The organism is Myroides albus (assembly GCF_009711045.1).
In the GTDB taxonomy this organism is placed as follows: Bacteria; Bacteroidota; Bacteroidia; order Flavobacteriales; family Flavobacteriaceae; genus Flavobacterium; species Flavobacterium album_A.
On sequence record NZ_WMJX01000006.1, the window covers coordinates 120542 to 134447 of the forward strand.

At 33.4% G+C, this 13906-nt stretch carries 9 protein-coding genes; 5 read left to right on the forward strand and 4 right to left on the reverse strand.

Translation table 11 applies throughout. The features are described 5' to 3' along the window. Positions 1-766 precede the first annotated feature (766 nt). On the reverse strand, positions 767-4201 hold the full coding sequence (locus GJV76_RS04865; RefSeq protein ID WP_155091518.1) for a methylmalonyl-CoA mutase family protein: 3435 nt from the start codon (positions 4199-4201) through the stop codon (positions 767-769). 384 nt (positions 4202-4585) lie between these two features. Between GJV76_RS04865 and GJV76_RS04870 the strand changes: the two genes are divergently transcribed. After that, entirely contained in the window at positions 4586-5425 is an 840-nt protein-coding gene (locus GJV76_RS04870; RefSeq protein ID WP_155091519.1) for a hypothetical protein, read from the forward strand. 54 nt (positions 5426-5479) lie between these two features. Here the strand turns inward: GJV76_RS04870 and GJV76_RS04875 are convergent, their stop codons facing one another. The 3 genes from GJV76_RS04875 to GJV76_RS04885 form a co-directional block, all read right to left on the reverse strand. After that, a complete protein-coding gene (locus tag GJV76_RS04875; protein ID WP_155091520.1) occupies positions 5480-7258 on the reverse strand; it encodes an aminopeptidase P family protein in 1779 nt (592 codons plus the stop codon). 95 nt (positions 7259-7353) lie between these two features. Continuing rightward, entirely contained in the window at positions 7354-8466 is a 1113-nt protein-coding gene (locus GJV76_RS04880) for a hypothetical protein (protein WP_155091521.1), read from the reverse strand. 169 nt (positions 8467-8635) lie between these two features. Next, positions 8636-9346: a sterol desaturase family protein gene (locus GJV76_RS04885; protein WP_155091522.1), complete on the reverse strand. Its 711-nt coding sequence runs from the start codon at positions 9344-9346 to the stop codon at positions 8636-8638. Positions 9347-9743: 397 nt separating this feature from the next. On the opposite strand from GJV76_RS04885, the gene GJV76_RS04890 reads away from it, so the two are divergent. From GJV76_RS04890 to GJV76_RS04905, 4 genes are all read left to right on the forward strand, one after another. After that, positions 9744-10586 (forward strand): EamA family transporter, encoded by an 843-nt coding sequence (locus GJV76_RS04890; protein WP_155091523.1) that lies wholly within the window; start codon positions 9744-9746, stop codon positions 10584-10586. Between the two features lie 301 nt (positions 10587-10887). Beyond that, on the forward strand, positions 10888-12291 hold the full coding sequence (locus GJV76_RS04895; protein WP_155091524.1) for a glycosyltransferase: 1404 nt from the start codon (positions 10888-10890) through the stop codon (positions 12289-12291). Between the two features lie 222 nt (positions 12292-12513). Further along, entirely contained in the window at positions 12514-13089 is a 576-nt protein-coding gene (locus GJV76_RS04900) for an LPXTG cell wall anchor domain-containing protein (RefSeq protein WP_155091525.1), read from the forward strand. A 186-nt stretch (positions 13090-13275) separates the two neighbouring features. Further along, the gene (locus GJV76_RS04905; protein WP_155091526.1) at positions 13276-13875 is read left to right on the forward strand and encodes a hypothetical protein; all 600 of its coding nucleotides are present in this window, start codon (positions 13276-13278) and stop codon (positions 13873-13875) included. Positions 13876-13906 lie beyond the last annotated feature (31 nt).

Consider the following 13906-nt stretch of genomic DNA (forward strand, 5'->3'; position numbering starts at 1 on the left):
GGTCGAATAAAAAGCTTTATCTACATCAAAAAAAAAGAGACTGGTTAGGTCTCTTTTACACAATACAATCTTTCAATTGATTATAGTTATAGTTAGGTTAGGGTTGTTCTATGTTTAATTCTTTTTTAATCTTATTACTTGGCACAAGATACACATCTTTGTTATTTTATCAATTAAATAAAACAAACAACTATTATTTTTACATTAAACACATTAAAATAATCCACATTTCCAAACACAAACCATTTACTTACCAAGTATTATTAATGTAAAAACAAAATTTTAACATACTGTTTGCAAAAAAAATCAACTATAAGGATATGATATTTTTTAAGATGTTACTCAGATCTAGTCTTTTTTAGAGCATCAATCCTCGTAATACTCTATTCGATCTATATTGATGGACATGTTAACTATCCAATTAATCCAAGAGAATTCCCTTTGAAAATAAAATAAGCTCAATTAAGATAATACTAATCGTTTATAGTATATATTTAAAACGCCCTACTAGATCTTTAGTAGGGCGTTTTTTTGCACACTAGATTCTGCGTAGTTTGCAATATATAGCCAAATCATCTTTCCACAATCCACATAAGGTAAAGGTCGAAATATCTTCCGTGACACATAATACATCTTTTAACTGTTTTCTTAACCTGTTTGACACATAAAGGGTTGCCTCTACTGGTAAAACAATTAACCAAAAACCAAAAAAAAGCCTGTGAACATTCAGTCCACAGGCTTTATATAAATAAGCGAGAAATTAATCTTACATATTACGTCTGTACTGTCCTCCTACTTCAAACAACGCTGAAGTAATCTGACCTAACGAACAGACTTTAGAAGCATCCATTAATGCTTCGAATATATTGCCATTTTGAATAGCGACTTCTTGAATACGCTCTAATTGTTCTTTTACTAAAGCCTCATTAGCCTTATTCAAATTCTCTTTTGTCTTGATCTGGAATAGTTTCTCCTCTTCTGTTGCACGAATAACTTCAGCAGGAACTACCGTTGGAGATCCTTTAGAGCTCAAGAAAGTATTTACTCCAATAATAGGGAACGTACCATTGTGTTTTAATGTTTCATAGTACAATGACTCTTCTTGGATTTTAGAACGTTGGTACATTGTCTCCATTGCTCCTAACACCCCTCCTCTTTCTGTAATTCTATCAAATTCTGCTAATACCGCAGCCTCTACTAAATCCGTTAATTCTTCAATAATAAATGATCCCTGTATTGGATTCTCATTTTTAGCCAATCCTAGCTCTTTATTGATGATTAACTGTATTGCCATAGCTCTACGTACAGATTCTTCCGTAGGAGTCGTAATAGCCTCATCATACGCGTTAGTGTGAAGTGAATTACAGTTGTCATAGATAGCATATAACGCTTGAAGTGTAGTACGGATATCATTAAAGTCTATCTCTTGTGCATGCAATGAACGACCTGATGTCTGAATGTGATATTTCAACATCTGAGCACGCTCATTAGCTCCATACTTATTCTTCAGTGCTTTTGCCCATATACGACGCGCTACACGTCCAATCACAGCATATTCTGGGTCAATACCATTCGAGAAGAAAAACGATAAGTTTGGCCCAAAAGCGTTGATATCCATTCCTCTGCTTAGATAATATTCTACATACGTAAACCCGTTAGCTAATGTAAATGCCAACTGCGTTATAGGATTTGCCCCTGCCTCAGCAATGTGATATCCTGAGATAGACACAGAGTAGAAGTTACGCACATTCTTTTCAATGAAGTACTCTTGTACATCTCCCATTAAACGAAGAGCAAACTCCGTAGAGAAGATACACGTATTTTGAGCTTGATCTTCTTTTAAGATATCAGCTTGTACCGTACCACGCACTTGTGATAAGGTATTCTTTTTAATCTCTGCATATACTTCTTTTGGAAGTACCTGATCACCTGTTACTCCTAAAAGCATTAGTCCTAGACCATCATTCCCTTCTGGTAACTCTCCATTATATCGCGGTCTCTCGACACCTTTTTTCTTATAAATAGCTTCAATCTTTGCTTCAACTTCTGCCTCTAATCCATTCTCTTTGATATAGATTTCACATTGTTGATCAATTGCTGCATTCATAAAGAATCCCAATAACATAGGTGCTGGTCCATTAATCGTCATAGACACAGAAGTTAAAGCATGTGCAAGGTTAAACCCTGAATACAACTTCTTCGCGTCGTCTAAACAACAAATAGAAACTCCTGCATTTCCAATCTTTCCATAAATATCAGGTCGGTGTCCTGGATCATTACCATATAACGTAACTGAGTCAAATGCAGTAGACAGTCGCTTAGCAGGCATGCCTAAAGACACATAGTGAAAACGTCTATTGGTACGCTCTGGCCCTCCCTCTCCTGCAAACATACGTGTAGGATCTTCTCCCTCGCGTTTAAACGGATAAAGTCCTGAAGTAAAAGGAAACTCCCCTGGTACATTCTCTTGTAATGACCAACGCAAGATATCCCCCCATGCCTCATACTTAGGCAGTGCAATTTTAGGAATCTGTAAATGTGATAAACTCTCTGAATGCGTAGCAATCTTAATCTCCTTATCACGCACTTTGAAAGAATACACAGGATTCTTGTATTTATTAACTTTTTGATCCCATGTCAAAATAACTTCCCAGTTATAAGGATCTAAGTTCATCTTCACCTTGTCAAATTCCTTTAAAAGAAGGTTGATGAACAATTGTGTATCAGCATCTTTAGAAACTACTGTTTCTTCTACAATTCCTGATTTATCTATTTCTGGCAATTTACCAGCTACTGTTTCTACTGTTTTAAAAATACCATATAACTTCTGAGCTACTTCCTTTTGAGAAAGGACAGTTTCGTCATATTTACGGTTATTCTCTGCTATTTCAGATAGGTAACGTGTACGGTTAGGTGGTATCACAAAGACCTTCTCACTCATCTCTTTTGTGATTTCGAAATTAGACTTTAAGTCCGCTCCGGTCTTCTCTACCACTTTATCCATAATCGCTTTATATAAAGCATTGGTACCTGGATCGTTAAACTGAGAAGCAATTGTACCAAACACAGGCATTTCATCTGGGTTTACATCCCATAAGTTGTGGTTGCGTTGATATTGTTTCTTTACATCTCTGATTGCATCTAATGCTCCGCGTTTATCAAATTTATTGATTGCAACAATGTCTGCGAAGTCAAGCATATCAATTTTCTCTAACTGCGTAGCTGCTCCAAACTCTGGCGTCATAATATACAAAGAGGCATCTGAGTGATCTAAAATTTCTGTATCTGACTGCCCAATTCCTGAAGTCTCAAGGATAATTAAATCGTAATTAGCCGCCTGAAGTACTTGAAGTGTTTCTTCAACATAACGAGATAACGCTAGGTTAGACTGACGAGTAGCTAACGAACGCATAAATACTCGAGGATTGTTAATCGAGTTCATACGGATACGATCTCCTAACAGTGCTCCACCTGTCTTACGCTTAGACGGATCGACAGAAACTAAAGCTACTGTCTTTTCAGGGAAGTCAATCAAGAAGCGACGAACTAATTCATCTACCATAGACGATTTACCTGCTCCCCCGGTTCCAGTAATACCTAATACTGGCGTATTCTTATGTTTCTCATGATCGTATTTAAATATTTTCAAGAAGTCTTCTTCCCTATTTTCCGCTAAAGAGATTAAGCGAGAAATCGTAGTAACATCTTTATCTGCTAAAGATTGGTAGACATCTTTTCCTTCTGGTAATTGTAAGTCCATTGTAGGATAATCGGCCTTCTCTACCATATCGTTAATCATGCCTTGTAATCCCATAGCTCGTCCATCATCTGGAGAATATAAACGAGTAATACCATAGTCCATTAATTCTTTTATCTCACTAGGCAAAATTACTCCACCTCCACCTCCAACGATTCGAATATGGCCTGCTCCTTTTTCTTGTAACAGGTCATACATATATTTAAAATACTCGTTATGACCACCTTGATATGAAGTCATTGCAATCGCATTAGCATCTTCTTGGATAGCTGTATTTACTACCTCTTCAACGCTCTTATCATGTCCTAAGTGAATAACCTCACATCCTGTTGATTGGATAATACGACGCATTATATTAATCGCCGCATCATGGCCATCAAATAAAGCCGCCGCAGTAACTATACGCACCTTGTTAGTAGGCGTATAGGGTGTATTTTGTTGCATAATTCTTATTTTATAGTTTTTGAGTAGGAAAGCAATATAGTGAAATATTCGAATATTTGGTATCTAATTTCCAAGAATAATAAATCCTCAAAAAAGACATTTAATAGAGCTACTATAGGATCTCAAAGCAGATAATACATGATAATTCCTAAAAATCACTGCTTTGAATAATATAATTCTTTATTTGATTATGGGAAAATATAAAAAAACGATAAAAAGAAGGAATCGTAATTCTCATAAAATGAGAATTATATAAATTATAACATCAAAAGTTGACGATTTATCACTATATCTAATCAATAAATTAAAAGTTGGATAATAATTGAATATAATATTTTTTTTATATACATTGTGAAAACTTTACAACAACCAAACGACAACTTTATGAAACAACAATTATTTGAAGTACTTTTCAATAAAGTAGATGACTTCATCTCCCATTTTGAAAAAGTTCCCCTTAAGAGATTTAATAATGGATTAGCATGGGAACAGTTTTATTTTTCTTATTTTTCTTCCATGACGAGTACTCTTATTCACTCTATGAATCATTTAGATTATGTACAGTTTAATAGTTATGTCATCCAAGAAGAAAAATTAGACAATATTGGATTGACCTATAATCACAAGAACGAGTTAGTCCGCGCCATTAATTATGAGGAGAACAAGGAAAATCACAAGTTAATTACGAAATACTTACAAGATAACTTAGATAAGATAAGAACAAACAAGCAAGCAGATACTTATCAAAAAATATCTTGTAAATACGAAATAGACAATACTACTTATTTTATCACAGGTACAGCTTTTGTGGATAGCGACACGCAAAGTGTAACCATAGTCTGTTGTAGTTTAGAAATTAACGGCGAGATAACCTATAAAGAAGATGGCTATACTCCTACTTTGAACAAAGCGACATGTGAAGAAGTATATCAGGAATTTATAGCATTAGATGATTGCAGTGAAATTGCTGCACACCAAGTAGCTAAGAACCATAAGATAAGTTTAGATATACTAAACAAAGATTTTATTTACTACTATGGTGATCAAGTAATTAATTACTGTAAGAAAGAAAGGCTTTTAAAAAGCCTTGAGTTATTGCTGTTTAGCTCCATAGATACGGAACAAATAGCAAGAAAATCAGGGTTTAAAAATTGGAATGAGTTACTTGAAACGCTTAGTAAAATTCCAAATATTAATATGAATACACTAATTCGATATAATTAGAAAGTACAAAAAAAAGGGCATCCAGTTGGATGCCCTTTTTTTGTATCGTAACTACTAAATTGCTTTAGTTTTTTCTTTCAACCAAGTAGCTTCTTCTTTAGTCAATTTGCTTTCTAATGAATCATAAACCCACTGATTGTAGTTATTTAACCAATCAATATGTGTACTTTCCAGTAGGGACTTGTCCACTAAATCCGTAGCAATATAACAAATCGTAAGTGTTTCAAAATCCATAAAATCTCCGAATTGATTTGAAGAAAGCTCTTTCGAGAGAACTAAGTTCTCAATTCTAATTCCATGCTTACCTTCTCTATACAATCCTGGTTCAATTGAGGTAATCATCCCTACCTCCACTGGAATATCAGTAGCAGTTGGGTTAAATACTTGAGGTCCCTCGTGAACATTCAAAAAGAAACCAACACCATGTCCTGTACCATGTCCATAGTTTCTCAATGTAGCCCATATAGGTCGTCTTGTGATAGCATCTATCTGATATCCTCTTGTACCTTTTGGATATATAGCCATTGATCCTTCTATTGTACCTTTCAAAACAACAGTATAATCTTCTTTCTCTTCTTGGGTAAGCTTCCCTAAAGAAATAACACGCGTAATATCAGTTGTTCCTGTTTCATATTGTCCTCCTGAATCTACCAATAACAATCCTTCAGGTTTTAAGTCATAATTACTATGTGGTTCTGCTTTATAATGTGGTAAAGCACCGTGATCTTTGTATCCTGAAATGGTATCAAAACTAATATCTTTAAATCCTGGTTGAGCTGCTCTAAGTTCTCTTAAATGATCTGCGATATTCATTTCAGTTAGTATTCCTGAAGCTACATTTTCTTCAATCCACTTAAAGAATTTTGTCAAAGCAACCCCATCGTTAATCATCGCATTTCTTTGATGATTTATCTCAACCTCGTTCTTTATTGCTTTTAGCATAGTAGAAGGATTCATTTCTTCCAAAATAGTTACATCTTGTGGAACTGAATCATAAGTAGCGAAACAAGTTCGCTTAGGATCTAATAAGATAATATCTGATTTACTTAGCCCTTTTAAGTATGCTTGTACTTTTGCGTACTCTTGTATTTCCACTCCATGTGAAAGTAACTCACTTACCACTTCTTGAGATACTTTGTCCGAATCAATAAAGAGAATTGCCTTCTCTTGACTAATAAATACAAATCCCAAAGTAACAGGGTTACACTTAACATCTGTTCCTCTTATATTTAATAACCAAGCCAAGTCATCTAAAGAAGAAATTAAATGAGCAGTTGCTCTTTTTTGTTTCAATACAGCACGTACAGCAGCAATCTTGTCTTTAGTTGCTTGACCTGTTGTCGTCACTGGCAACGTATAAGCTTTTTCTTTAGGCAAAGTAGGTCTATTCTTCCATACAGGGTCTAACAAATCTACATGTCCATTGACATTAATTCCCAAGGGATCTAATATTGTCTTTACTGCATTTGCTACAGCTAATGAAGCTAAATTCCCGTCAAAAGCAACCGTTGCACCTTTTGGAAGAGTCTCCCCTAACCAAGTAACGTACTCAGGAGCGTGTTGTACTTTTAGTTTTACAAGTTCAAAACCTGACCCATTTAACTGCTCGTTAGCTTGAACAAAATATCTCGAATCCGTCCATAAACCAGCAAAACTTTGAGTAATTACTAATGTTCCAGCTGACCCTGTAAATCCTGAAGTCCATGCTATACATTTGTAATGGTCTGGTAAATACTCACTTATATGTGGATCTGAAGAAGGAATAATGTAACCATCTACTCCTTTCTCTTTCATTAAAAGACGAATCTGTGATAATTTCTCTAAATATGTCATTTTTTCTAAATAAATTTTTCAAGCTAAAGGTACAAAATGCAAATCATTGACAATAGCTATAACTGTTAAATTGAATTGTTTTGTACTTTTTCAAGCTACTTAGTTACCAATTCGTATTTCTGATCTTTCTTAGACTTTAAAGATATTGTTTTAGTGCTATTTACGTTACTATAATCAAAATCGCGAAGAGTCAAATCTCGTCTGAATAACTCGGGATTATTAATAAAACTCACAACCAAATTGTACAATAGGCTATTTTCTTCAATATTCTTACCTACGACTACGCGCATTCTCGTGTTTTTCTTTTCATTACCGCGTCTGTAATCATATACAAGCTGGCCTTTCTCATTCCATTTTGACTCTAAGAACTCTTCAAAATAGGCATCCCAAATTCCCTTTCCTTTTTCTGTAATTGTTGTTGCTCTTTTTTGAGCAAACCCCACATTGACAATGCTTGCTTTATTTAGATATCCCTCTTCTTTGGTCAATAAATCATATTCTATATTTTCGATAAAAATATTTCCAGCTTGTTTAGATACAATATAGTATGCTACTTTCCCTTGTTCTGTTACTTTAATTCTAAAGTTATCTTCTGTCTTTGAGAAAAAATATATGATTTCTTTGCCCTGATTTGCGTATACCACTTTCTCAAAACCTTCGTCATTTACCTCACTTTCATCTTGTTTACTCGATAAAATAAAAGGTGAAATAGCACCAGGAGGCAAAGAGTAGTAATAATCTAAGACTTTATTGTTAGAACCAACTGAAGCCTCTAAAAAAGAAAAATAATGTTTATCCAAATCAAAGTAATACGTTTTCTGAACCTCCCTATTTGCATACAGGTGATATCTATTATTACCTCCTACAAAAGATAGAGAATCTAAAACAAGTCCTTCGACAATAGCCCCTCTTTCATATATCCCATAGAACAGCGTATTATGTTTGTTATTTCGATATATATAAAGCTCTGTTACACTATCTGTTAATTTAATTGCCTCCAACTCTGTTTCTACCGAAGTATTTGTATCCGCAAAATTTGAAACGATCTTCTCTATTTGTAGGCTGTCATTTTCAATAGCTTTATATTGAATGTATTCGGTATTCCCTATTTGAACAAAATCCCTTGCCCACTCTATTTCCTTTTTAACTTCTACCTCTTGTCCAAAAACACTACCTCCTATTAATAGAAATATCACATACTTTTTCATAAACCTATTTTTAATATAAAATCAATATATTCAATACTCAAAATTACAACTTTCAAATTAATTATCAATCTAAAAAAGTTTCAATAAATATGACAACAAATTAACGCGTTTTAAGTATATATAAAACTACAATATCTCTTTACTTGACATATACTTTAAAAACAAACTTTTACTTTAGATATGTACCGAAAAACTTATCCCAGATCACAGTATAGAAACCAAAATTGTGATTGGGGTACTGATGGTGGTGATTGTGAAACAAACTCAGTCCTAAAACATTCTTCTTTAAAAACTTAGCAATAGTATTTCCTTTCAATATTTCATCGTTTAAATGACCTATAGTTCCCCAGATAAGGTTAATAAAAAGATAGATTGCTATAGCTTGAACTGAAAATGAATAAACAAGTAAACACAAAATAAAAACTAAACCAAATCCAATTGCTTCTAAAGGGTGTAAAACAAATAAACTAATGCAATTCACACTTTCGTGCTTGTGATGTCTTTGATGTACTGCTTTATAAAAAACGGGGGAATGTGCGATTCGATGAAATACATACATTAAAAAATCCATCATACCAATTAAAACAATTGTTTGAAGAATTATTGTTGCCCATGAACTATTCTCAGTTACTTGTATAACATCTATTCTAAACAACTCAAATCCCACCAAAAAGACTATTGAATTGCAAACCAACACCACGAGGGTTAAGCGCAAATCCTCCTTACTTATAGGTTCTGTCGATGTCTGAATTTTCTTTCCACCACAATAAGTCGTGCAAAAGTGATAAAACAATACAGAGACTCCAATCAATATTGCATTTAATAGCAGTGAAAAAGAAACAAGTTCTACCCTTGATAGTAGCAATAATAAATCCAACATAATTTAATTCTAAAAAGTAAAAATAGTTAAAATAACTCCAGTTTACCCCATGCTAATAGTCTATTTGCATTAATTCCGCTATAAACACCATACGTTGAATAACCTTACAAACACGTATTCTATTCCTCTCTTTCCTTATATCCAATTCATATCAAAATCACAAACTAACTACACTTATTTAAATCAAGGTAGTAAAGAAAAACATGAATTATTTCCAAAATTGAAAAGATTTTACTCTTTTAGTAGGACACATCATAACCATTGTACCTTAGAGCTTCTCCAAAAAGAATTGGATTTATACAATAAGACCTTTGCTTTGCTTTGATTAGCTTTAATTTTCATTTACTTTTGGAAGTTTGATTACTTTTATTAACCCCAAAAAATAATCTCTAAGTGAATGAAACAAACTAAAACTGGCTCTGCTGTTAGTGCAGCTCTTTTATCTATGGTCTGCGTACAAGGAGGAGCCTCTCTGGCCAAAAAGCTATTTCCAATAGTTGGTGCTACAGGTACTACCTCTTTGCGCATTGGTTTATCGGCTATTTTACTCAATCTCATTAATAGACCAAAGATTTCTAAGTTTACCAAAAAGCAATGGTTATACTGTTTTTATTATGGTGGCTCGATTGCTTTAATGAATATGATATTTTACTTAGCCATTCAGAGGATTCCTTTAGGACTTGGGGTAACTATAGAATTTGTAGGTCCCTTGTTCTTAGCGCTTGCTCTATCACGTAAACTACTTGATATCATTTGGGCTTTATTAGCATGTATAGGAATCTTGCTTATTGTACCCTGGACAACAAATGACATTGACCTTATAGGTTTAGGTTTGGCTTTTACAGCAGGAATTTTTTGGGCATGTTATATCTTAATGGGCAGCAAAGTTTCCAAGGAGATGAATACTAATGACGCAGTTTCTGTTGGGCTGATTTTTGCCACATTCATTGTTGTTCCAGTTGGTATTTACTCAGGAGGATTGGTTAATCTAACTTGGACTTCGGCGGGAATTGGTCTTTTAGTAGCTATTCTATCCAGTGCATTGCCTTTTAGTCTTGACTTATTAGCCTTAAAAAAACTCCCAGCTAATACATTTAGCATTCTTACAAGTTTACAACCAGCCTTTGCTGCTTTATCAGGACTTCTGTTCTTAAAAGAACAATTGAGTTTGCTACAATGGATTTCGATTGCTTGTGTAGTGGGAGCGAGTATTGGTACCACCATATTTTCTAAAAAATAAAACAGAGAACTTAAATGTTTCATAAAAACACGTTGTCCTATCAAATTGGCCACGTGTTTTTTCATTTTAAAAGGAGTTATAGGTTTCTTAAATGTATCTCATATTGTTGTATTATTCTACAATATGTCCTTTTTGATTTGTTAATAAATAGCCTTGTAGTACATTCTGAGCTGTTGGCATACATATTGGTCTATATATCATACCCAAATTCAAATAAATCGCTGAATATTCAGTAAAAGTAATATCAATCTTATTTGAACAATCATTTTTTTGATTTTACTAATTATAAAACACCAAGACTATGCGAACTTTAGAACCGATACAAGAAAAACAACAGCCGACAGAGAAAAGCTTCTTAGATAAAATAAAAAACATCTTCCATGAAGCCACTTTAGACAGAAAAGATTATATGGTTCTTTTGCTAACTTTTAGTGCCATGATTGGAGCTTCATTTCTTGTTTTTAGACTTAAACCCTATTTCAACAAACTTCACCAAGAAAGACTTAATACGGTATGGGGAGAAATCTTCTTAAACTCAACCTATGTACTGTTGTGTATACAAATAGCATTTCTTCTTTTCATCATATTTCTATACATCAGATATAGAGCTATTAAATCTGTATCCGATGATGAACTTCCTACATGTACTGTAATAGTACCAGCATATAACGAAGGAAAGCTTGTATGGCAAACACTACACAGCTTGGCTGATAGCAATTATCCAAAAGAAAAACTACAAATTATCTCCTTAGATGACGGTAGTAAGGATGATACTTGGCAATGGATGCTGAAAGCGAAAGCTGAATTAGGAGATCGAATTGAGATCTATCAGCAACCTAAAAACATGGGAAAAAGACATGCCTTATATAGAGCTTTTAAGATAGGTAGCGGAGATGTCTTTGTTACTGTAGATAGTGACTCTATTGTAAGAGAAGATACCTTGAGAAACTTAGTATCCCCTTTCATCACTAATGAAAAATGTGGTGCTGTTGGTGGAAACGTTCAAGTATTAAACAGCAAAAGTGCCATGATACCGCGAATGTTAAATGTAAGTTTTGTATTTAGCTTTGAATTTATCAGATCAGCACAAAGTGTATTAGGATCTGTACTATGTACACCAGGAGCCTTAGCAGGATATAGACGTGAAGCCGTAATGAACTGCTTAGAAGATTGGATTAATCAAACATTCATGGGACAGCCTTCTGATATTGGAGAAGATAGAGCAATGACCAATATGATTCTAAAACAAGGTTACCACGTTTTATTTCAACAAAATGCCTATGTATTCACCAATACCCCTGAAAAATATAAAAATCTATATAAGATGTTTATTCGTTGGGAAAGAAGTAATGTGAGAGAAAATATCATGATGAGTAAGTTTGCCTTTAAGAACTTTAGAGAAGGCTCTAAAATAGGACCAAGAATTTTACTGTTGAATCAATGGATTAGAGTTATCATGGCCTATCCATTAACTATTGTAATGTTGTTGTTTATAATCACTCATCCTATTTTATTTGTTGTATCTACACTCTCAGGCATATTTTTATTCTCTACTATTCAAGTATTTTTCTACTCAAAGAGATATAACATATTAGAGTCATTTTGGGCTTATCCATATAGTATTTTTTACACATTTACTTTATTTTGGATAACTCCCTATGCTATTGCAACTGCAAGCAGAAGAGGATGGCTTACTCGAGGTTAATTGTACTTTTTACTATATTTGATTACTTAAATACCTTCAATAAACAGATTGAAGGTATTTTTATTTAAAATAGGAATACAAATCTTGTGAAAAATGAATTTTCTCTTTATTTTTTAACATCTCTCTCCTTGTAAAACCCTTGTAGAATATAGGTTTTTAAATAAATATAATGTTATATTAGCAAATACTATCACTATACATAATCATAAATATAATCACTGAATGAAAAGACAAATTATTCTTACCGTTTCCTTACTAACATTTACAACAATCACCATCGCACAGGATGATAAGAATAGTATTGACAAGCAATTTACCTCTTTATTACAGGAATCCACTAACTACCAGTCTTACAAAGTTGTACCCAAAGCGCGATTAGAACAATTGCAAAAAAACGTTGGGGACTCTATAGATGCACTTCAGAGCAATATTGTTCAAGTAAACAATGAAATGAATAATCAAAAAGTAGTTGTAGATTCCCTTTCAAACAAGCTTGTAACCATACAAGACAGTTTAGATCTTGCCTTATCAAAAGAGAATAGCTTTGAAGTTTTTGGTATTTCTACTCAAAAATCAACTTTTCAAACTATTGTGTGGTCTATTATTGGACTCTTACTTTTGAGCTTAGGAATCATCTTTTTCCGATTTAGAAAGAGCAATAAAGATACTAAAGAAGCTTTAAAACGCTTAAATGACACTGAACTTGAATTGGAAGAACTCAGAAGAAGCTCTTTAGAAAGAGAACAGAAGATTCGCCGTCAACTTCAAGATGAGATCAATAAAAGCAAACAAGTTTAATACACACTAACTTGTAAAAAAGTCCAGATTGTAAATTACAATCTGGACTTTTTTATTACCCCTTTGCTTAAAAAAAGAAAACTGCTTCTCAATTAACCAATATATTAACACTAATCTATTTTATTTATTAAAATTAACCTTATATTAGCGAAAAATTTAATGTATATTAAAAAATACAACTACTGAATGAAAACAAAAGTAATTCTTACTGTTTCTTTTTTAACCTTAGGTCTAACTTGTTTTGCACAAGAGATCGATAAAAGTATTGATAAGCAATTTGCTAAACTTCAAGCAGAATCTACAAACTATCAGTATTATTCAGTTATACCAAAGGATAAGCTTGCCATGTTAAGAAAGAATGTCAATGACTCCATTGTCGTATATAGAGATAGCATCACGAAGATTCAAACTGAACACCAGGATGTCTATAACACGATTGATCAACAGAAAGTAGTTGTAGATTCTCTATCAAAACAAGTAGAGAGTATAAAAAAAGAATTAGAAATAGAGCGAGCAAAACCAAATGGCTTTAAATCATTAGGTATAAATATTACTTCTACTTCCTTCCAAGTAATTGTGTGGGGATTAATAATACTTTGGCTACTGAGTATTGGCATAATCATCTTTAGATCTAAACAAAGTACGTTAAATACTAAAGATGCTATCAAGCAACTCGCTGACACTGAATTAGAATTAGAAGAACTCCGAAGAAATTCGTTAGAACGAGAACAGAAAATTCGCCGTCAATTACAAGATGAAATCAATAAGAATAGATTGTCAAAATAAACCACTATGGACTGAAAGTCCATAGTTTGTT